Raw genomic sequence first — 21,626 nt, 5'->3', positions numbered from 1 at the left:
CCAGTGACCCCACATTGACCAGGATCGCACGAGTGGGCAAAACGGTTTGGCGATCGGTCTGGATGAATAGCGGAAGATGCGACCGGCGATAACACGCAACGTGGCTTTCGCTCACGCTATTGTCGGCGATTCCTCCGGAGAGTCACCGGCGACGTCTGCGCGGCCGCTCAGTCCCCCCGGTGGGACTGCGGTCGGGTCCGCTCTGGGCCCACGCCGGCTACCGTCCGTGACGAAGGGATCGATCACCGTGCGTGATGACCTGCCGGGAATCAGGCCAGGCCGCGCAGGAACCGCTCGGCGATCGGCGCCGCCACCTTCGAGCCCGCCCCGCCCTGCTCGACGAAGACGGCGAAGGCCACGTCGCCCTGCCAGCCGACGAACCAGGCGTGCGTGTGCGCCGGGTTGTTGTCGTACTCCGCGGTGCCGGTCTTGCCGTGCACCGGCTCGCCCGGCACGTCCGCCAGCGCGCTGCCGCTGCCCGATGTGACCACCCCGCGCATCATCGACTTCAGCGCCGCCACCGACTCCGGCTTGAGCGCCTCGCCGGACGGCGCAGGCTTGGCCGGCGCCGGGTCGAGCAGAATTCTGGGCTGCTCGAACTTCCCCCGGGCCACGGCCGCGGTGGCGCTCGTCATCGCCAGCGGGCTCACCAGCGTGGTGCCCTGGCCGATCGCGGCGGCGGCCTGCTCGGGCGCCGGGCCGTTGGCGGAGATCTTGCCGGTGAACGCCTCGGTGCCGAGATCCCACGCGGCCTCCAGGCCGAGCGTACGGCCGGCCTGGGCCAGCCCGTCCGGGCCGAGCTTCGGCGCCAGTGAGGTGAAGGCGGTGTTGCACGACTTGGCGAAGTCGGTGGCGAACGGCACCCGGCCCAGCTCGAAGTCGTCCGAGTTCTTGAAGACCCGGCCCTCGACCGTCGACGTCTTCGGGCAGTCGACGATCGTCTGCGGCGTCACCGCGCCCCGGTCGAGCAGGCCGAGCGCGCTGACCATCTTGAACGTCGAGCCGGGCGGCACCTGGGCGGTGAAGGCGAGGTTGTCGCCCGCCGCGCCCGGTCCGTTCGCGGCGGCCAGCACAGCGCCGTCGCTGATCCGCATGGCGACCAGGGCGGACCGGCGGGTCTGCCCACGCAACGCGGCGTCGGCAGCGACCTGAGTGGCCGTGTCGATCGTCGTCTTCACCGGCTGCCCGGGCTTCGGTTCGCTGCGGAACAGCTCCGTGCCGGTCGGCTCGACCTTGCCGTCCGGGGTGATCCGCTCGCTGATCACGGTGACGCCGGGGACGCCGCGCAGCCGCTCGTCGTACCGGCCCTGGAGGCCACCGTGGCCCACCAGGTCGCCGCGCGCGTACCGGTCGGGGTGGGCCTGGAGGTCGTCGGCGGTGGCCTGGTCGACCGAGCCGAGCAGCGCCCGGGCGAACTCGCGGGTCGGCGCCAGCATGAGCTGCTCGGTGGCGAACCGGGTGCCGGACAGGTCGTAGATGCGCGGCTTGATCTGCCGGTACGCCTCCTGGCGCAACGTCACCACCTCGACGAGACCGTCCGGTTTCGCCTCCTTGAGCCGCTTGGGCAGGTCGCTCAGGTCGACCGGCGGGGTGAGCGCGGGCCGGATCGCCTTGAACGCGGCGTCCAGCTTCCGGACCAGGCCGGGCACGTCGGTGACCTCGCCGGGAACGACCTGCACCCGGACCACCGGGCGCGGCGCGACGATCGGCTGGCCGGCCGCGTCCAGCACACCCGCCCGCTGCGCCGGCTCCCGCCGCAGCGCGATCCGGTCGCCGCTCTCCAACTTCTCGTGCACCACCGACGGCTCCCAGATCACCTGCCACTGGTCGTCGCCGCCGCGCTTGAGGCGTACCGGATTCTCGTAGTCCCAGCGGCCGCCGCCCGGCAGCGCCCAGCTCACCTTGACCCGGGCGGTGGCGATGTCCCCCCGGGTGGTGATCTCGCCGGTGCGTGCCAGCTCCGGCTGGCCGGACGAGAGCGCGCCGGCGAGCGCCTGGATCTGCTTGGTCACCTCGGCGGCGGGCAGCCGCCCGCCGGTCGGCTCGACGAAGCCGACCGCGTGCAGGTCGCCGGAGCGCCAGCCGACGAGGAACTCCTCGACGGCCGCGTCCGGACCGTCGTCTCCGGAACATCCGGTCAGCGCGCCGGCCGTGACCAGGACGGCGGCCAGCGCCGCGAGGACGCGGTGACGGGTGTGACGGGGGCGTACGGGGTACGACACGGGCATGAAGCAGTCCCTCCGGTGCGTAACTGCCCTGCACGCTAGTACGGCCCGCCGCTCGCCACCGCCCCGCCACGGCCTCCGGCAGCGCGACGAGCCGTGTGTGGCAGTGTGATGAACATCGCCAGTCGGGGTACTCCGCGAACGGCCGACCACAGACCCGCAACGGGTGAAAGGACGAAGTCCCGATCCGGACGTCCGGCCGATGATCCACCGCGGGAGGTACCACGCGGTAGGGCCTAGGCTGGGCGGCAGAGTGACCCACAACGCGGTGGGTCGAGGGGAGTGGCACCGATGGACCGGCGTCCGGCGATCAAACCGGGACCCGACCTCCGGCAGGCTGACACCGGCCGGGACGACGACGACAGCTTCGATTCGGCGACCGACGGAGACGGTTTCAGCCGTCTCGACACAGGCGTGACCGGGATGACCGGTTCCAGCATCGACACCCTCTACGACCTGGGCCTGCCCGCGCAGGCACTGGCCGACGGGTCGGAGGACGCCGAGCTGGACGAGCCCGTTCCCAACGCGGAACGGCTGGTCGCCCAGGCGGTCGCCCTGGCCGGCGACGACCACGACGCGGCCACGCTCGTGGACCGCTTCTGGCGGTTCGCGCCGGACGAGGAGCTGATCGGCTTCACCGCCGAGGAGATGCTGGAGGCGGCCCGGGCCCACCGGGACCTGGCCCAGCAGCGGGTACCGGGCGAGCTGAAGCTGCGCATCCACGAGCCGGACGCCGAGCAGCACCACACGGTCGTCGAGATCGTCACCGACGACATGCCGTTCCTGGTCGACTCGGTGACCGCCCTGCTGAACTCCCGCCACCTGGACGTACACCTGCTGGTGCACCCGCTGGTCGTGGTGCGGCGCGAGCCGCTGGGCCGGCTCACCGAGGTCTCGGCGGACGTGGAACCGGACGACGCCATCGCCGGTGACCTGGTCGAGAGCTGGATGCGGATCGAGATCGACCCGGTCCGCGACCCGGCCGAGCGGGAGGCGCTGCGCCGTGAGTTGCAGCGGGTGCTCACCGACGTGCGCGAGGCGGTCGAGGACTGGCCGAAGATGCGGCAGCGGGCCCTCGCGCTCGCCGACGAGCTGGCCGCCGCCCGGACGTCGGACAACCGCCCGCCGGTGCCGGAGAAGGACATCACGGACTCGGTGGAGCTGCTGCGCTGGCTCGCGCACGACCACTTCACGTTCCTCGGCTACCGCGAGTACCGCCTGGTCGCCACCGACGGCGCCCGTGGCGGGCAGGCACTCGAAGCCGTCCTCGGCACCGGGCTGGGCATCCTGCGCTCCGACTCGCCGGAGGCCCGGTCGCTCAAGTCGATGACGCCCGAGGCGCACGAGAAGGTGCTGGAGAAGCGCCTGCTCATCATCACCAAGGCCAACTCGCGTGCGACAGTGCACCGCTCGGCGTACCTCGACTACATCGGCTTCAAGATCTTCAACGAGGCCGGCGAGGTGGTCGGGGAGCGGCGCTTCCTGGGGCTGTTCTCCACCGCCGCGTACCGGACCAGCGTGCAGGAGCTGCCGGTGGTCCGGCGCAAGGTCGCCGAGGTGCTGGACCGCTCCGGCCTGAGCCTGCGCAGCCACTCCGGCAAGGACCTGCTGCAGATCCTGGAGACCTACCCGCGCGACGAGCTGTTCCAGATCAAGACCGACGACCTCTACCACGCGGTGATCGGCGTGCTGCGGATGGCGGGCCGCCGGCAACTGCGGGTGTTCCTGCGCCGGGACGCGTACGGGCGGTTCATCTCCTGCCTGATCTACCTGCCGCGGGACCGGTTCACCACGCAGAACCGGCTGCGCATGCAGGACATCCTGCTGCGCGAGCTCAACGGCATCGGCGTCGACTACACCACCCGGGTGACCGAGTCGATGCTGGCCCGGGTGCACTTCATCGTGCGCACCGACCCCAGCAACCCGCCCGGTGAGATCGACGCCGACCTGCTCGCCGAGGAACTGGCCGACGCGACCCGGCTGTGGGACGACGACTACCGGCTGGTGCTGGAGCGCAAGCTCGGCGACGAGCAGGCCAAGCACCTGTTCGCCAGGTACGCCGACGCGTTCCCGGAGGGCTACAAGGACGGGCACACGCCGTACGAGGCGATGAAGGACCTGGCGAAGCTGGAACTGCTGGAGGAGCCCGGCCAGCTGGAGATGCACCTGTTCCGCAAGCAGGCGCCGCCGCGCCCGTACGCCGCCCGCGCCACCGACGCCGACGAGGCGATGGACGTGCGGTTCAAGGTCTACCGGTACGGCGAGCCGATGATGCTCTCCGCAGTGCTGCCGGTGCTGCACTCGCTCGGCGTGAAGGTGGTCGACGAGCACCCGTACGAGGTGGAGCGCGTCGACGGCCGGATCTGGCTCTACGACTTCGGGCTGGAGCTGCCCGAGCGGCACCAGGACCTGGCCGAGGTGCGGCCGCACGTGGAGAACGCCTTCGCCGCCGCCTGGCGGGGCGAGGCCGAGGTGGACGGCTTCAACGAGCTGGTGCTGCGCGCCGGGCTCACCTGGCGGCAGGTCGTCGTGCTGCGCGCCTACGCGAAGTACCTGCGCCAGGCCGGCACCGTGTTCTCCCAGGAGTACATGGAGCAGACGTTCATCGCGTACCCGCGTATCGCCGATCTGCTGGTGAAGCTGTTCGAGACCCGGTTCGCGCCGGGCGCGACCACGCTGGACGAGCGCCGGCAGCGCAGCGGCGAGCTGGTCGACGAGATCGGCGCGGCGCTGGACGAGGTGGCCAGCCTCGACCAGGACCGCATCCTGCGGGCGTACCTCACGTTGATCCAGGCCACGCTGCGGACCAGCTTCTACCAGAAGCCGGTGCGCGGGCGGCCCAAGGCGTACGTGGCGTTCAAGCTGGACCCGCAGGCCATCCCGGACCTGCCGGCGCCGCGACCCAAGTTCGAGATCTTCGTCTACTCGCCCCGCTTCGAGGGCGTGCACCTGCGCTACGGGCCGGTGGCCCGCGGCGGCCTGCGCTGGTCCGACCGGCGCGAGGACTTCCGGACCGAGGTGCTCGGCCTGGTCAAGGCGCAGATGGTGAAGAACGCGGTGATCGTGCCGGTCGGCGCCAAGGGCGGCTTCGTGCTCAAGCAGAAGCCGGGCGACCGGGACGAGGCGGTGGTCTGCTACAAGGAGTTCATCTCCGCGCTGCTCGACGTCACCGACAACATCGTCAGCGGCGAGATCGTGCCGCCCGAGGACGTGGTCCGGCACGACGGCGACGACCCGTACCTGGTGGTGGCCGCCGACAAGGGCACCGCGACGTTCTCCGACATCGCCAACGAGATCTCCGAGGCGCACAGCTTCTGGCTGGGTGACGCGTTCGCCTCCGGCGGCTCGGCCGGCTACGACCACAAGAAGATGGGCATCACCGCCCGGGGCGCCTGGGAGTCGGTGAAGCGGCACTTCCGGGAGCTGGGGCACGACACCCAGACGCAGGACTTCTCAGTGGTCGGCGTCGGCGACATGTCCGGCGACGTGTTCGGCAACGGGATGCTGCTGTCCAGGCACATCCGCCTGGTGGCCGCGTTCGACCACCGGCACGTCTTCCTGGACCCGGATCCGGACTCGGCCCGGTCCTTCCAGGAACGCAAGCGGCTGTTCGACATGCCGCGCTCGTCGTGGGAGGACTACGACCGCGACCTGATCTCCGAAGGCGGCGGCGTCTATCCGCGTACGGCGAAGTCGGTGCCGATCTCGCCGCAGGTCCGCGCGGTGCTCGGCCTCGACGAGGACGTCACGCAGCTCAGTCCGCAGGAGCTGATGAAGACGATCCTCACCGCGCCGGTCGACCTGTTCTGGAACGGCGGCATCGGCACCTACGTCAAGGCGTCCAGCCAGACCAACGCCGAGGTGGGGGACAAGTCCAACGACGCCATCCGGGTGGACGGCAAGGGCCTGCGCTGCCGGGTGGTCGGCGAGGGCGGCAACCTGGGCTTCACCCAGCAGGGCCGGATCGAGTACGCGGCGACCGGCGGCCGCATCTACACCGACTTCATCGACAACGCGGCCGGTGTGGACTGCTCCGACCACGAGGTCAACATCAAGATCCTGCTCAACACGGCTGTGGCCGACGGTGAGCTGGACCGGCCGGAGCGCGACGAGCTGCTGGCCCAGATGACCGACGAGGTCGCCGAGCTGGTGCTGCGGGACAACTACGACCAGGCGCGGGCGCTCAACAACGCCCAGGCCCAGGCCGCCTCACTGCTCCCGGTGCACCGGCGGATGATCAACGACTTGGAGCGGTCCGGTGCGCTCAACCGGGCGCTGGAGGCGCTGCCGTCGGACGAGGAGCTGGCGGTCCGCACCGAGAGCGGCCTGACCGCGCCGGAGTTCGCGGTGCTGCTCGCGTACGTCAAGATCGTGCTGGAGCGCGAGATCGTCGGCGAGGGCCTGGCGGACGAGGAGTGGACGACCGACATCCTGGTCAACTACTTCCCGACGCCGCTGCGGCAGCGTTTCGCCGAACGGATGGGCCGGCACCGGCTGCGCCGGGACATCGTCACCACGGTCCTGGTGAACGAGGCGATCAACCGGGGCGGCATCTCGTTCGTCTTCCGGGTGGTCGAGGAGACGGCGGCCTCCGCGGCCGACGTGCTCCGGGCGTACGTGGTGGTCCGCGAGGTGTTCGGCCTGCGCGACCTGTGGGACGCGGTCGAGGCGCTGGACAACAAGGTCTCGCCCGAGTTGCAGACCGCCGTCTACCTGGACACCCGGCGGCTGCTCGACCGCGCGGTGCGCTGGCTGGTCACCAACCGGCGGTCGCCGATCGACGTGCCGGCGGAGATCGCCCGGCTGCGCGACGGCGTGGCCCGGCTCCTGCCGGATCTGGAGAACCGGTTCTGGGGCACCGAGCGGGAGGCCATCGCGGCGCACATCGAGTCGCTGGTCGAGCGCGGGCTGCCGCGTGACCTGGCCGAGCAGGCGACCCGCCTGATGTACAGCTTCGGCCTGCTGGACATCGTCGAGACGGCGCAGGCGGCCGGGCGGGACGTGGACGAGGTGGCCTCGGTCTACTTCGTGCTCTCCGACCGGTTCCGGGTCGACGCGCTGCTGTCGAAGATCTCCCTGCTGCCACGCGAGGACCGGTGGCAGACCCTGGCCCGGATGGCGCTGCGCTACGACCTGTACGCCGCGCTCGCCGCGCTCACCGCGGAGGTGCTCGGGTCCACGTCCGAGGACGTGCCGCCGGTGGAGCGGGTGCAGGAGTGGGAGCAGGCGAACGCCACCTCGATCCACCGGGCGCACCGGGCGATGGGGGAGTTCGACGAGTCCCGCGCCGACCTGTCCGCGCTGTCGGTGCTGCTGCGCCAGATCCGTACCCTGGTCCGGACCTCGGCGGCGGTCTGACCGCTGACGCGCGCGTGGCCCGGTGGTCGGTTCCCCGACCACCGGGCCACCGCCGTTCCCGGCCTCAGCCGGTCATCGCGGCGTAGACGACGATGTTGTTCAGGTAGCTGCCGGCCGTCTTGTCGAACACCCCGCCGCAGGTCACCACGCGCAGGGCGGGCGCGGCCGACGGACCGTAGACCTGCGCGGCGGGAAAGGCGGTCTTCGGGTACGACCCGACCTCCCGCACCGTGAACGTGGCTGCCGAGCCGTCCTGGCGGGCGACCACTATCGTGTCGCCGGGCACCAGCGCGCCGAGGTTGAAGAACACCGCCGGGCCGAGCTGGGCGGAGTCGACGTGACCCACGATCACCGCGTTGCCGGCCTCGCCCGGGCTGGCGCCGGGGGAGTACCAGCCGGCCTTCATGGCCTGTTCCAGCGGGGGCACCTGGACCGTGCCGTCCGGGTTCGTGCCGAGCGACATGATCGGGGCCTGCACCCCGATGCGGGGGATCGAGATGGTGATCGGCGCCGACCGGGGCAGCGGGGCCGGGCCGGTGGCGGGGGTCGCCGCCGGGGCCGGTGGGGTGTTCGTGGCGCTCGGGATACCCTGGGTGCCGGCGGCACCTGGGTTCGGGGTGCCCGGCGGGGCGCCGGGTCCGATGGTGGTGGGGCCGGGCGTCGTCTGCCCGTTGCCTCCCACGGTCGGTTGCCCGCTGCCGGGTACCGGCCGGTCGGCGGCGTCCGGTGCCGGTTCCCCCGCGGTGTCCGGGTGGGCATAGGCACCGTCCGGATCGCCGGACAGGTCGGTGGCGACCGGGCCCGCCTGCGTGATCGGCTGTGGCGGTCTGGGCGGCGGATCGGTCCGGACGGACGCGCCGACCAGACCGGCGCCGAGCATGGCGAACAGGACGACGACGGCCGTGCCGGCGGCACGCCACGGACTTCCGTGACGGCCGCCGGCCCGGGTCGTCGTCCGGTCAGACCGAGCCACCGGCCCGCCGCCGACGCAGCAGCACCAGGCCGCCCAGCGCCGCGGCGCCGATCATGCCCGCGCCGCCGGTGGCGAGGTTGCGGTCCACGCCGGTGGTCGTCATGCCGCCGTCGCCGCCGTCGACCCCACCGCGCGGCAGGACCACCAGCTCGCCCTCACCGCAGGCGCCGTGCAGCTCGTACCGGCCCGGCCGGGCGTCGTGCGAGACGGTGGCCTCGCCGTAGTAGACGAAGTCCTTCCCGTGCTCCCAGCCCGCGTCGTCCTTGCCGTAGTCGCCGCCCGGCCGGTCCTCGCCGTCCTTGCCGCCCTTCTCGCCCGGCCAGCCGCCGTGCTCGTCCTTACCGTCCTTGCCGTAGGCGCCCTTGTCGTCCTGCCAGGCGCCTCCGCTCGCCTGCCAGTCGTCCTTGCCGTCCTTGCCGTGTTCGTCCTTGGCGTCCTTGGCGTGTCGGTCCTTGCCGTCCGGGCCGTGCTCGTCCTTGGTCCAGTCGGGCGTGCCCCGCTGCTCCTTGTCCCAGCCCGGCTCGGCGTCCTGGCCGTACTCGTCGTGCCCCTGCCAGGCATCGGCGTCGGCGGCCGCACCGGCACCGGCGCCACCCGGCTGCGGCTGGTCCGCCGGAGGCCGCGGCGTGCCGCTCCCCGGCCCGCCCGGGCCGTTGCCGCCGGGTCCGCCCGGTGCGCCGGGTCCGCCCGGCCCGTGGCCGTCTTCGCCCGGCTCGCCCTTGCCGCCGGGGCCCTTGCCGTGGTCGCCCTTGCCGTCCGGCCCCAGGTCGGCGTCCCAGCCCCAGTCCTGGTCGCCGCCCTGGTCGCCGCCGCGGTCGGCCCAGTCACCGTGCTCGCCGTTCCGGGCCGGGCGCAGGTCGACCTTGCCGGTCACCTCCGACCAGACGGTGGCGTGCTTCTGCGGCTCGGAGCAGATCGCGAGCAGTTCGACGGTGTCCCCGGCCTTCACCGCGTGCGGCTTGGCGATGACCTTGCCCTCGTCGTGCCCACCCGCGTAGGCCATTCCCGGGGTGAACGCGAGAAGGCCCGCTCCGCCGAGAGCGGCGCCCGCGATCACCTTCCCGAGCATCTTCTTAGCCATGACCAGCGTCTCCATCCCTGTTCGTCCTGAGCCCGACGTCAGTCGAGCTAAGGCTGACGTTAGACCGTTTCACGACTTATTCGGGGAAAGATTCGCTTTTAGGGATTTGCCAGTGATGCGACCCGGGCGCGTGCTCCCCGACCTCTACGCGCGAGTGGAGCTCCCTGGGGCCGCCGGGCTGTTTCGGCATCCATGCCGTTCCGCCCGGCCGTCGCCCTCGTCCGCGCGGCCCAGCGCCGGGCGAGGGCGACGCCGGGCGGCGGTAGGGTGGGTGGTGGCGCATCGAGGCATTGCCATGGAAGCGCTCCCATGCAAGAATCGCTGCACGCGGTTCGGGGAGCCACACCGCGAGCTCAGACGTCGAGGGCAGCCGGCACCACCGGCCGACGTCCGTCTCCATCGGCCGGTCCTGCGGACCGGTCGGCACCACCACCCCCAACGCCCGTCCGGGCGGGCGTCCCCCGAAGTAACCCGTGGCGCGCACGGCCGTTCCCGCAGGACGACCACAGCCGCCATTTGCGCCGGGCCGTACGCGGATCCGGTCTCGCCCAAGGAGATCAGTGGCATGAATCTGTGGAGAAGGCTGTCCGGCCGGAACCGGACGCTTGCGCTCACCAGCGCCGGCGTCCTGGTAGCCGGTGGACTGGTGACCCTCCCGGTCACCGCGGCGCAGGCCGCCACCCAGTGCAGCGTGACCTATACGACCAGCGACTGGCCCGGTGGTTTCACCGGCACCGTGACCATCAAGAACATCGGTGACGCGCTCAGCTCGTGGAACCTCGGCTTCACCTTCCCGAACAGTTCCCAGCGGGTGGTGAACGGCTGGTCCGCGAGGTGGTCCCAGAGCGGGCAGAACGTCACCGCGCAGAACGAGGCGTACAACGGGTCGCTCGCCAGCGGCGCCAGCACCACCATCGGCTTCAACGGCTCCTGGAGCGGCAGCAACCCCAAGCCGACCCAGTTCACGCTCAACGGCACGGTCTGCAACGGCGGCACGCCGTCGACCAGCACCCCGCCGACGAGCACGCCGCCGACCAGCACGCCGCCCACGAGCACGCCGCCGACGTCGACCCCGCCGACCTCGCCGCCGCCGACGACCACCCCGCCGCCCGGGCAGCGGGTCGACAACCCGTACGCCGGCGTCCAGGGGTACGTGAACCCCGAGTGGAAGGCCAAGGCCGAGTCGGTCGCCGGTGGCAACCGGGTGTCGAACAACCCGACCGCGGTCTGGCTCGACCGGATCGCCGCCATCAACGGCACGCCGGACAGCAGCTCCAACGGCGCGATGGGCGTCCGTGACCACCTGGACGCCGCGCTCGCCCAGGGTGCCGGCTACATCCAGTTCGTCATCTACAACCTGCCCGGCCGGGACTGCTCCGCGCTCGCCTCGAACGGCGAGCTGGGTCCGGACGAGCTGCCCCGCTACAAGTCCGAGTACATCGACCCGATCGCCGCGATCCAGGGCGAGGCGAAGTACCGGAACCTGCGCATCGTCAACATCATCGAGATCGACTCGCTGCCCAACCTGGTGACCAACACCTCGGGCAACGCGGGCGGCACGGTCATGTGTGACACGGTGAAGGCCAACGGCGCGTACGTGAACGGTGTCGGCTACGCCCTGGCGAAGCTGGGCGCGATCGGCAACGTCTACAACTACATCGACGCCGCCCACCACGGCTGGATCGGCTGGGACAGCAACTTCGGCCCGGTCGCCGACCAGCTCAAGGCCGCCGCCGTGGCGTCCGGCAGCACCGTCGCCAACGTGCAGGGCTTCATCGTCAACACGGCGAACTACTCCGCGCTGAAGGAGCCGTACGTCAAGATCACCGACACGGTGAACGGCCAGACCGTCCGGCAGTCCAAGTGGGCCGACTGGAACCAGTACCTCGACGAGCTGTCGTTCGCCCAGGCGTTCCGGCAGAAGCTGGTCTCGATCGGCTTCGACAGCAACATCGGCATGCTGATCGACACCTCCCGCAACGGTTGGGGCGGCACCGCCCGGCCGACCGGCCCCGGCCCGTCGACCAGCGTGGACGCGTACGTCGACGGCGGCCGGGTCGACCGCCGCTTCCACACCGGCAACTGGTGCAACCAGGCCGGCGCGGGTCTCGGCGAGCGGCCGCGGGCCAACCCGGAGCCCGGGATCGACGCCTACGTCTGGGTGAAGCCCCCGGGTGAGTCGGACGGCTCCAGCAAGGAGATCCCGAACAGCGAGGGCAAGGGCTTCGACCGGATGTGCGACCCGACCTACACCGGTAACGCCCGCAACGGCAACAACATGTCCGGCGCGCTGCCGGACGCGCCGATCTCCGGCGCGTGGTTCGCGGCCCAGTTCCAGCAGCTCATGCAGAACGCGTACCCGGCGCTCTCCTGAGCCGCGGCCGGACCACCCGCGGCGGCGGGAGTGAGGCACCGCCCGCGCGGGTTCCCCGGGCCCCTGGTCGACGCCCACGTCGGCCAGGGGCCCTCGGCCGTCCCGGGGTCAGGGCACGGTGCGCTCGATCGCTGCCCGGCCCAGTTCGGCCAGATCGCGGCGGGCCCGCTCCAGGTTCTCCGGCGTCACGTCCTGACCCCGGGCCTGCACCAGATCCTCCGGGTCCCAGGGCTGTTCGGCGCCGGTGCGGATGCCGTCCGGGGCGGCGCCGGTGCCGGTGCCGGTCGCGCCGGTCCCGGCCGCGTACGGGTCACCGATGAGGTTCGGCGAGCCGGTGTCGGGCACCGCGCCGTCTGGTTCGGTGAAGACGGGATTGTCCGGGTCGGTGCCGCCGCTGCGCAACTGGGGCACCGTGCTGTCGTCGTCCACCGCCGCGGCCACCTCGGGGGTCTCCTCCAGCGGCCGCTCGCCACCGCGGTCACGATCGGTCATGCTGCTGCCCTCCTGTCGCTTCGCGTGATCCGCCCGGCGTACCCGGTGCGGGCCGCGCCATGCGGGCGCGGGGGTCAGGAGTCGTCGCGCCGCGGCTCCGCCGCCTCGGTGGGGCGCAGCCGCTGCCACAGCAGCATCAGCAGGCCGAACACGAGCATCGCCGCGCCGGCCCAGAGGTTGATCCGGACACCCTGCGCCTTCTCGATCTCGGCGGAGGTGTCGAACAGCCCCATCAGCCCGACGATCAGCCCGTACGCCACGAACAGGCCGCCGATCACCCGGCGGATGTCGAACAACCGGGCCGCGGCCGAGCGGGCCTCCCGCGCGTCCTCGGTCTCGTCGACAAGCGGGTCGTGCGCCTCGCCGCCCTGGTAGTGGCGGTCCGCGTCGTCTGCCACGGCGTGCGTCCCCTCCTTCAGAAGACCGGGATGTAGAACAGGGCGGCGAGGATCACGGCGACGACGCCGAGCAGCACCGGGGAGCGGTACCAGGCGGCGTCGCCGGCCAGCGAGTCGTCGGCGAGTGTGCTGTCGCTGAGGCCGTACACCAGTCCGGTCAGCTCCCGGTCGGTCTTCGGCCGGGTCAGCGGCGTGACGATCGCGGCCATCACCGCGGCGGTGGCGAAGGCCAGGCCCGCGCCCCAGAAGCTCTCCTCCAGGTCCGAGTTGAAGCTGATCACGCCGCCCTTGTAGAGCAGGTACGTGGCGGTGGCGACGAGGGTGCCGGACAGCAACGACCAGAACCCGGCCAGCGGCGTCATCCGCCGCCAGAACATGCCGATGATGAACGTGCCGAACAGCGGCGCGTTGAAGACCGAGAACAGCGCCTGGATGTAGTTCATGATGTTGCTGAACCCGGCCGCGATGAACGCGGTGCCGATCCCGATCACGACCGCGCCCACTGTCGCGAGGCGGCCCACCTTCACGTAGTGCTCGTCCGGCTCGTCCCGCCGGAAGTACGCCTGCCAGATGTCGTACGTGAAGACGGTGTTGAACCCGCTGACGTTCGCGGCCATGCCGGCCATGAACGAGGCCACCAGGCCGGTCACCGCGATACCCAGCACGCCGTTCGGGAGCAGGTCGCGCATGAGCAGCGGGATCGCGTTGTTGTAGACCAGGTCGCCCTCGTCGGCGCCCAGCCCTTTGACGGTGACCAGGGCGATCAGGCCGGGGATCACGGTGACGGCCGGGATGAGCAGCTTCGGGTACGCGGCGATGATCGGCGTACGCCGGGCGGCACTCATGTTCCGCGCGGACAGGGCGCGCTGCACCTCGGCGAAGTTGGTGGTCCAGTAGCCGAAGGAAAGCACGAAGCCGAGGCCGAACACGATGCCCAGCCAGTGCGCGCCGAGCGGGTTGCCGGTGCTGCCGGTGCCCTCCCAGGCGTGCAGGCCGGCCTCGCCGAGCCGGGAGCCGCGTACCGCGTCCATCAGGCCGCTGACGCCGCCGACCTTGACCAGGCCGATCACCGTGATCGGCACCAGGCCGGCGATGATCACGAAGAACTGGAGCACCTCGTTGTAGATCGCGCCGGAGAGCCCGCCGACGGTGATGTACGCCAGCACGATCACCGCGCCGACGATGATCGCGAACCAGAGCGGCCAGCCGAGCAGCGCCTGCATGATCAGGGCCAGCGCGTAGAGGTTCACGCCCGCGATGAGCACCTGCGCGACCGCGAAGCTGATCGCGTTGAGCAGGTGGGTGGGGCGGTTGAAGCGCAACCGCAGGTACTCGGGGACGCTGCGGACCTTCGAGCCGTAGTAGAACGGCATCATCACGATGCCGAGGAAGACCATCGCCGGTACGGCGCCGATCCAGTAGTAGTGCACGGTCATGATGCCGTACTGGGCGCCGTTGGCGGCCATGCCGATGATCTCCAGCGCGCCCAGGTTCGCCGAGACGAACGCCAGGCCGGTGACCCAGGCGGGCAGCGAGCGGCCGGAGAGGAAGAAGTCCACGCTCGTACGGATCGCGCGCCGGGCGGCGAAACCGACGCCGAGCACGGTGACGAAGTAGAGCGCGAGGATCAGATAGTCCACCGCGTTCATGTCCAGACGCAGGCCGGCGCCCATGCCGGTGCTCCCCTCGTGTGTACCGCCGCCCGCACGTACCCCGATTGCGAGGTCTTATGCCTGCTGTTCGGTCTGGGCATGCGGAAGCCCCGGCCGGGTCACCCGGCCGGGGCTTCGTGGTGAGGGGTCAGCGGCCCAGCACGCGGTCCAGGAAGTCGCGGTAGCCACGCACCGCCATCCGGAGCTGCTCGGTGTCGGTGGAGCCGGACTCCTGCCAGGAGCCGAGCCGGGTGCGCTGCTCACGCAGGGCCGCGGAGAGCGCCTCGATCGCCTCCTCGACGAGCGACTCCGCCTCGCCGACCGCCGCGCGCGGGTCGTCCACGAAACGCAGTTGCACATCGCGCCAGCGGTCCCGGAAGCCCTGGGCGGCCTCCGGCGCGAACAGCGTCGCCGCGTCGGCCGGTACCGCGCCGGGCGTCGGCCGCTCCGCGCCGCCCAGGGCGGCGCCGGCGGCTGCCGCGCCCGCCGCCGCGGTGGTGGTGTCCACCCGGTCGTCGCCGGAGGCGGTGGACACGGGCTCGGCGTCGGGGTCGACCAGGCCCGGCTCGGCGCTGCCGTACCCGACCGCGCCGTCGGCGACCGCGTCGTCGCGGACGACGCCGTCGGCCGTGCGGTCGTCCCGGCCGTCACCGTCCAGGTCGATGCCGCCGGAGTGCTCGGCGTCCCAGCGGTCGCGGTCGTGCAGGCGGTCCCCGGCGGTCGGGTCGGCCCGCTCGTCGTCCAGCGGGTCGGTCTGACCGGGTGCGCCGTCGCCCGGCGCAGCCGTGTCCTCGTCGCGCGCGTCGCGCTCGTCCTGCGGACGGCCGCCGGCCAGGGCCGAGGCGGCGACCGCGTCGCCCACCGTCGCCGCGCCGAACGCCGTCGGCAGCGGCGCCGGGTCGTGGTACGGGGCCCGCCCGTCGTCGGTCCGGTCGGCCGCGTCGGGCAGCTCCCCGGCGTCGTAGGCGCGGGTCTCGTCCACCTCGGCGTCGTTCCGCTCGTCGGTCACGGCGTCGCGCCGCTCGTCGGCCTCGGTGTCGCCCCGCTCGGTGGCGACCGCCGGGTCGTCGAATGTGCCCCGGTCGTCCAGCGCGTCCTCGGGCGCGTCGCGGCGGTCGGCGTCGCGTCGGTCGGCGTCGGCGTGCTCGCCCGGCTGCGGCACCGGCACCGGTGCGGACCGGACGGCCTCGGGGTGGTCCTGTGTGACCTGTTGTTCCTCCTGGCGCATGGGGCGGCCTCCTCAGCGGCTCGGGACGTCGTGGTCGTGGTCGTGGTCGGGGTGGCGCTGCTCCGGCTGCTGGGGGGCGACCGGGTCCTCGCCGAGCAGGTCGGCGAAGAGGGCCCGGTAGTGCACCAGCGCCTGCCGGAGGTCCTCGGTGCCGGCCTCACCGCGCTCGTTGCGCTGCCGGATCTCGTGGGCGTCGCGGTAGTGGGTGAGGGTGCGGGCGTGTTCGACGGAGAGGTGGGCGATCTGGTCCGAGAAGTCCCCGGTGGGGTATCCGCGCTCGGCGATCAGGCGGCTGACCAGCTCGTCGGCCTCGCCGACCGTCTCCGCGGGGGAGTCGACGAAGCGCACCTGGAGTTCCTCCCAGGCGGCGGCGTAACGGGCCCGGGACTCCGGGCTCAGTGGGGTCAGCTCCAGCTCGGCGTGCCGGCGCTCCCGTTCCCGCAGCTCGCGCTCGGCGGCGCTACGGCTGTCCTGCTCGGCGACGGCCCGGTCGTACTCGGGGCCGAAGCGCTCCCGAAGCGCGCGGCGGCGGCTGGCGACCACGGCGACCGCGACGAGGGCGGCGATGACGGCGACGACGATGACTATGACGACTACCTGGGTGGACGACATGGCTCCTCCTTCGCACGCTGGTATTCCCTCTCGCGGGTGATCGCCAATCCCGTTGTGCGGCACTTTCCGTCCCCGGGCAAGAAAAAGGTGCGGTGTCGCGACCGCCGTCCGGTGCCGGGCCGGTGTCCGACTGAGCCCGTGGTGCCCGTTCCGGACCGTAGCGAGAGCCGAGACGGCCGGTAGTGCATCCGTCCCGGATTACGTATCCTGCCCAAGGCGTCCGGGCCGGGCCCGGCGTCGTGGCCGGCGAACGTGACGGCCGCTGCCGGCGCCACCGAGCGACACCTTCCCGGGCGAGGTCTGATTGAACACCCGTGACTGGCCGATCCGCGCCAAGCTGACCGCGCTGGTCATCGGCCCGCTGACCGGGCTGCTGGCGTTGTGGATCTTCGCCACCACGCTCACCTTCGGGCCCGCGCTCGACCTGCTCTCCGCGCGTACCCTCCTCTACGACCTGGGCCGTCCGGGCGAGACGGTGGTGGCGGAGCTGCAACGGGAACGGCGGCTGTCGGTGGTCCAGCTCGCCGGTGACCGCGCCCTCCCCGAGCTGGTCGAACAGCGGGTACGCACCGACGACGCGATCGTCGAGCTGCGCCGGAAGGTCGACGGCGAGGACCTGCGCGACGTCGCCGACGCCCAGCTCGACAACCGGCTCGACCAACTGGTCTCGGCGCTCGACGCGCTGCCCGGGGGGCGCGCGTTCATCGACGACCGGACGGTGGACCGGGCCGGTGCCGTCGGCCTCTACAGCGGGATGATCGGCTCGGCGTTCCAGGCGTTCGGCGCGATGGCCGCGCTGCCCGACGCGCAGCTCAACCGGGAGGCCACGGCGCTCACCGCGTTGGGCCGCTCCCGGGAGCTGCTCGGCCAGGCCGACGCGCTGCTGGCCGGCGCCGTCACCGCCGGACGGTACGCCGACGGCGAGCACGAACAACTGGTGCGCACGATCGAGAACCAGCGTTTCCTGGCCGAGATCGCGGTGGCCGACCTGCCGTCCGGGGAGCGGGCCGCGTACCAGCGGATGATCGAGGGCGCCGGGTTCGGCAAGCTGCGCGCGCTCCAGGACAGCCTGATCCGCTCGCCGGCGCTGCCCGCCCGGTTCGACGTGCGGGCGTGGGACACCAGTCACGCCGAGGTGTGGCAGAGCCTGCGCGACTTCGAGCTGCGTGGCGCGGACGCGCTCGCCGAGCGCTCGGTGCCGATGGCCACCCGGATCCTCGTCCAGCTCGCCGCCGCCGGGGTGCTGGGCCTGATCGCGATCGTGGTGTGCGTGCTGGTGGCGCTGCGGGTCGGCCGGTCGCTGGCGCAGCGGCTGACCGGCGTACGCGCCGCGGCGACCGAGGTGGCCGAACGCCGGCTGCCCGACGTCGTGGCGCGGCTGCGCCGGGGCGAGGAGGTCGACGTGGCCCGGGAGGCGCCCGAGCTGGACCACGGCGGCGACGAAATCGGCCAGGTGGCACGCGCGTTCAACGAGGTGCGCCGGACCGCTGTCCGCGCCGCCGTCGACGAGGTGACGCTGCGCCGCGGCTTCAACGAGGTGATCCTCAACCTGGCCCGGCGCAGCCAAGGGCTGGTGCACCGGCAGTTGGCGCTGCTGGACCGGCTGGAACGGCGTACCGAGGACCCGGACGAGCTGGACGGGCTGTTCCAGGTCGACCACCTGGCGACGCGGCTGCGGCGGCACGCCGAGGACCTGGTCATCCTGGCCGGGGCCGCGCCCGGGCGGGGCTGGCGGCGGCCGGTCGCCGCCGTCGACGTGATGCGCGGCGCGATCTCCGAGGTCGAGGCGTACGACCGGGTCGACGTGGGCGAGGTGGCGGCGGCCGGGGTGCTGGGCCGGGCCGTCGGCGACGTGATCCACCTGCTCGCCGAGCTGATCGAGAACGCCACCGCGTTCTCCCCGCCCGGCACCCGGGTGGACGTCACCGGCCGGAGCGTCCCGGGCGGCTACACCATCGAGATCACCGACCGGGGACTGGGCATGTCCGCCCCGGCCCTGGCCGAGGCCAACCGCAAGCTGGCCGAGCCGCCGGAGTTCGACCCGTCCGGCAGCGCCCGGCTGGGGCTGTTCGTGGTGGCACGCCTGGCCGCCCGGCACGGCGTGCGGGTGGAGCTGCGGCCGTCCCGCCCGGCGGGGATCGTCGCCGCGGTGCTCGTACCGTCGGCACTGGTCACCGACGAGCCGCCGGTGGGCGCGGACGCCTCCGCCGGGCCGGAACGGCGGCGCCTGGCCAAGGTGACCCGGCTGACCACCGTGCCTCGGCCGGGCCGGACGGGCCGTCCCGGCCCGGACCGGCCGGAGAGCACTGTGGTCTCGTTGCAGGCGGCGCGCGCCTCGACGGTGGAGCCACCCGCCGACGACGACGGGCTGCCCCGCCGGATCCGGCGGCGCGGCGCGACACCGCGGCCCCGCGCCGCGGTCGCCGACACCCCGGCCCACCGCACCCCGGAGGAGGCCCGCCGGGCCATGTCCGCGTTGCAGGCCGGCACCGCACGCGGACGCCGGGACGGCTCGCGCGCCGCCGGGACCGACCCGGCCACCCCCACCACCGGGACGCGCGACACCGGTACGCCGTCCACCACCGCGAGGTCGGCCGTGGAGCCCGCCCCGCCGGCGCCGGACCAACGAACCGCGACTGAGAGGGACGCCTAGTGGTGCACACGACGCGGCAGAACGCCGATCTCGACTGGCTGCTCGACGACCTGGTGGAGCGTGTCCCCGCCGCCCGCCAGGCGGTGGTGCTCTCGGCGGACGGGCTCCTGCTCGGCGCCTCCACCGACCAGGACCGCACCGACGCGGAACACCTGTGCGCGCTGGCGTCCGGCTTCTCCGGCCTGGCCAAGGGCGCGACCCGGCACCTGGGCGGCGGCGCGGTCCGTCAGACCGTGGTGGAGATGGAGTCGGCCTACCTGTTCGTGACCGCCGCCGGGCAGGGCGCCTGCCTGGCGGTGGCCAGCGACGCCGACGCCGACATCGGCCTGGTGGCGTACGAGATGGCGATGCTCGTCATCCGGGTCGGGGAGAACCTGGCCGCGCCGAGCCGGGCGGCGGGGGAGCGGGCCGATGCGCGCTGAGTCGCCCGGGCCGCAGCACGAGTGGCTGGACGCCGACGCCGGCCCGGTGGTGCGCCCGTACACGCTCACCGGGGGCCGCGTGCGCCCGCCCGTCGACGGCTTCGACCTGCTGGCGTTCGTGCTCGCCGCCCCCGGCGCGGACCCGGCCGGGCGGCCCGGCCTCCAGCCGGAGCACCGCCGCCTGACCGAGCTGGCCCGGCGGCCGAAGGCCGTGGCCGACCTCGCCGCCGACCTGGACCTCGCCGTGGGTGTGGTCCGGGTGCTGCTCGGCGACCTTCTCGCCCAGGGGCTCGTCGCGGTGCACCGGCCACCGGCCACCGCGTACCTGCCCGACGACAACATCCTCAAGGCGGTGGTCAGTGGACTCCGTGCGCTATGACCGGGAGCCGGGGGCGCCACGAGTGCCGCTGGCGTTGAAGATCCTCATCGCCGGTGGCTTCGGCGCCGGGAAGACGACGCTCGTCAGCGCGTTGAGTGAGGTCCGGCCGTTGCAGACCGAGGAGGTCCTGACCGGGGCCGGGGTCGACACCGACGATGTCTCCGGGGTCGAGCAGAAGTCGACCACGACCGTGGCGATGGACTTCGGCCGGATCACCATCAACGACGACCTCCAGGTCTATCTGTTCGGCACCCCGGGCCAGGACCGGTTCTGGTTCCTCTGGGACGAGCTGGCGTTCGGTGCGCTCGGCGCGGTGGTGCTCGCCGACACCCGCCGGCTGGCCGACTGCTTCCCCTCGATCGACTACTTCGAGCAGCGGGGCATCCCGTTCGTGGTGGGCGTCAACTGCTTCGAGAGTTCCCGCCGGTTCGGCCTGGAGGCGGTGCGCGACGCCCTGGACCTGGACCCGGACGTCCCGCTGGTGCTCTGTGACGCCCGGGACCGGCAGTCCGGCAAGCTGGTGCTGATCTCGCTCGTCGAGCACGTGGCGCGGCAGCGCGGCGAGCCGGTGCCGGTGGGATGAACCTCCCGCGGCGAATCCCGTCGGCTGTCGCGGGACTGATCGGCCGCCTTACCGGGAAGCCTCTGGTTGGATCTCCGGAGAACAGGACCGACGAGAGGTGGGAGCGGTGACCGGGCGGGACGAGATCGTCCACATCGGCGGCTACACGGCGCAGACGGGCGGGCGGGCCGAGGGCGTCGTGGCGGCCCGGCGGGACCGGGCGACCGGGGAACTGACCCCGCTGGGTGTCGTGGCGGTCACCCCGTCGCCGTCGTTCCTGGTGCGGAATCCCGTGCTGCCGGTGCTGTACGGGTGCAACGAGCTGCCGGACGGGCTGGTGAGCGCCTTCCGGGTGGCCCCGGACGGTGACCTCACGCCGCTGGGCGTACGCGAGACAGGTGGCGCGGAGCCGTGCCACCTGGCGGTCGCCCCGGACGGGCGGCACCTGTTCGTGGCGAACTACGGCGGCGGCAGCGTCGCGGTGTTCGGCCTGGACGCCGACGGCGTGCCGGGGGAGCGCACCGACCTGGTCCGGCACTCCGGTCACGGCGCCGACCCGCAGCGGCAGGAGCAGGCGCACTGCCACATGGTCTCGCCGGACCCGGCCGGTGACGGCCTGCTCGCCGTCGACCTGGGCACCGACTCCGTCTACCGGTACGACCTCGACGCCGCCACCGGCCGGCTGGCCGAGCGGGAGCCCCGGGTACGGACGGCGCCCGGTACCGGGCCCCGGCACCTGGCCCGGCACCCGGACGGGGGGCGCTGCTGGCTGGTCGGTGAGCTGGACGCCACGGTCACCGCGTACGAGCTGACGCCGGACGGCCCGCGGCAGCGCAGCCGGGTCGACGCCAGCGGCCGGACCGGGCACGTGCAGCCCTCCGAGGTGGCCGTCGGGCCGGGCGGGCGTTTCCTCTACGTGGGCAACCGCGGAGTCGGCACCGTCGCGGTCTTCGCGCTCGGCGGCGCCGCGCCGGAGCTGGTGGCCGAGGTCGACACCGGCGGCGAGTGGCCCCGGCACTTCGCGTTCGCCGGGGAGCACCTGTACGTGGCCGACGAGCGGGCCGACATGATCAGGATCTTCCGGGTCGATCCGGACGGCGGGGTGCCCGAGCCGGTGGGGGAGCCGGTGCCGGTGGCGAGCCCGACGTGCGTTCTCCCGTGACCGGGCGGTCACCGAAGGGCGTCCGAAGTGGACTGGAGTCACCTTAAATGACTGA

15 protein-coding genes are annotated in these 21,626 nt (G+C 72.7%); 7 read left to right on the top strand and 8 right to left on the bottom strand.

Features of this window, described 5'->3' with window-relative positions:
* Window positions 1–269: 269 nt before the first annotated feature.
* Entirely contained in the window at window positions 270–2,228 is a 1,959-nt protein-coding gene (locus ACFYO8_RS16475) for a penicillin-binding transpeptidase domain-containing protein (RefSeq protein ID WP_387257305.1), read from the bottom strand.
* A gap of 288 nt (window positions 2,229–2,516) precedes the next feature.
* Between ACFYO8_RS16475 and ACFYO8_RS16470 the strand changes: the two genes are divergently transcribed.
* Complete coding sequence (locus ACFYO8_RS16470) at window positions 2,517–7,583, top strand: NAD-glutamate dehydrogenase (RefSeq protein WP_354871103.1); 5,067 nt, start codon at window positions 2,517–2,519, stop codon at window positions 7,581–7,583.
* Window positions 7,584–7,647: 64 nt separating this feature from the next.
* Here ACFYO8_RS16470 and ACFYO8_RS16465 read toward each other — a convergent pair whose 3' ends face one another.
* Window positions 7,648–8,463 (bottom strand): class F sortase, encoded by an 816-nt coding sequence (locus ACFYO8_RS16465; protein WP_387257335.1) that lies wholly within the window; start codon window positions 8,461–8,463, stop codon window positions 7,648–7,650.
* Window positions 8,464–8,542: 79 nt separating this feature from the next.
* Entirely contained in the window at window positions 8,543–9,637 is a 1,095-nt protein-coding gene (locus tag ACFYO8_RS16460) for a hypothetical protein (RefSeq protein ID WP_387257303.1), read from the bottom strand.
* A 565-nt stretch (window positions 9,638–10,202) separates the two neighbouring features.
* Here ACFYO8_RS16460 and ACFYO8_RS16455 point away from each other — a divergent pair.
* Window positions 10,203–12,011, top strand: coding sequence for a glycoside hydrolase family 6 protein (locus tag ACFYO8_RS16455; RefSeq protein ID WP_354871098.1), 1,809 nt, complete (start codon window positions 10,203–10,205; stop codon window positions 12,009–12,011).
* A gap of 108 nt (window positions 12,012–12,119) precedes the next feature.
* On the opposite strand, the gene ACFYO8_RS16450 is transcribed toward ACFYO8_RS16455, so the two are convergent.
* The 5 genes from ACFYO8_RS16450 to ACFYO8_RS16430 all read right to left on the bottom strand — a co-directional run bounded on the left by ACFYO8_RS16450 (window position 12,120) and on the right by ACFYO8_RS16430 (window position 16,393).
* The gene (locus tag ACFYO8_RS16450) at window positions 12,120–12,503 is read right to left on the bottom strand and encodes a hypothetical protein (RefSeq protein WP_354871095.1); all 384 of its coding nucleotides are present in this window, start codon (window positions 12,501–12,503) and stop codon (window positions 12,120–12,122) included.
* Between the two features lie 74 nt (window positions 12,504–12,577).
* Window positions 12,578–12,901, bottom strand: coding sequence for a hypothetical protein (locus ACFYO8_RS16445; protein ID WP_355015044.1), 324 nt, complete (start codon window positions 12,899–12,901; stop codon window positions 12,578–12,580).
* Between the two features lie 17 nt (window positions 12,902–12,918).
* Window positions 12,919–14,574: a sodium:solute symporter family protein gene (locus ACFYO8_RS16440; protein ID WP_354871091.1), complete on the bottom strand. Its 1,656-nt coding sequence runs from the start codon at window positions 14,572–14,574 to the stop codon at window positions 12,919–12,921.
* 127 nt (window positions 14,575–14,701) lie between these two features.
* Window positions 14,702–15,781, bottom strand: a complete 1,080-nt coding sequence (locus ACFYO8_RS16435; RefSeq protein WP_354871089.1) for a hypothetical protein — start codon at window positions 15,779–15,781, stop codon at window positions 14,702–14,704.
* A 12-nt stretch (window positions 15,782–15,793) separates the two neighbouring features.
* Window positions 15,794–16,393, bottom strand: coding sequence for a hypothetical protein (locus tag ACFYO8_RS16430; RefSeq protein ID WP_354871086.1), 600 nt, complete (start codon window positions 16,391–16,393; stop codon window positions 15,794–15,796).
* Window positions 16,394–16,697: 304 nt separating this feature from the next.
* Here ACFYO8_RS16430 and ACFYO8_RS16425 point away from each other — a divergent pair, with 304 nt between their 5' ends.
* The 5 genes from ACFYO8_RS16425 to ACFYO8_RS16405 all read left to right on the top strand — a co-directional run bounded on the left by ACFYO8_RS16425 (window position 16,698) and on the right by ACFYO8_RS16405 (window position 21,571).
* Complete coding sequence (locus ACFYO8_RS16425; protein ID WP_387257301.1) at window positions 16,698–19,046, top strand: nitrate- and nitrite sensing domain-containing protein; 2,349 nt, start codon at window positions 16,698–16,700, stop codon at window positions 19,044–19,046.
* Entirely contained in the window at window positions 19,046–19,468 is a 423-nt protein-coding gene (locus ACFYO8_RS16420) for a roadblock/LC7 domain-containing protein (RefSeq protein WP_354871081.1), read from the top strand. Before ACFYO8_RS16425 ends, ACFYO8_RS16420 begins: the two co-directional genes overlap by 1 nt.
* Window positions 19,458–19,847 (top strand): DUF742 domain-containing protein, encoded by a 390-nt coding sequence (locus tag ACFYO8_RS16415; RefSeq protein WP_354871079.1) that lies wholly within the window; start codon window positions 19,458–19,460, stop codon window positions 19,845–19,847. Before ACFYO8_RS16420 ends, ACFYO8_RS16415 begins: the two co-directional genes overlap by 11 nt.
* Window positions 19,828–20,430 carry an ATP/GTP-binding protein gene (locus ACFYO8_RS16410; RefSeq protein WP_354871077.1) on the top strand — a complete coding sequence of 201 codons (603 nt, stop codon included), beginning with the start codon at window positions 19,828–19,830 and terminating at the stop codon, window positions 20,428–20,430. Before ACFYO8_RS16415 ends, ACFYO8_RS16410 begins: the two co-directional genes overlap by 20 nt.
* A 97-nt stretch (window positions 20,431–20,527) precedes the next feature.
* A complete protein-coding gene (locus ACFYO8_RS16405) occupies window positions 20,528–21,571 on the top strand; it encodes a lactonase family protein (RefSeq protein WP_387188696.1) in 1,044 nt (347 codons plus the stop codon).
* The last annotated feature ends 55 nt before the right edge of the window (window positions 21,572–21,626 follow it).

Source organism: Micromonospora sp. NPDC005257 (assembly GCF_042872445.1).
Lineage (GTDB): Bacteria > Actinomycetota > Actinomycetes > Mycobacteriales > Micromonosporaceae > Micromonospora.
This window is presented reverse-complemented; position numbering and strand designations above follow the sequence as displayed.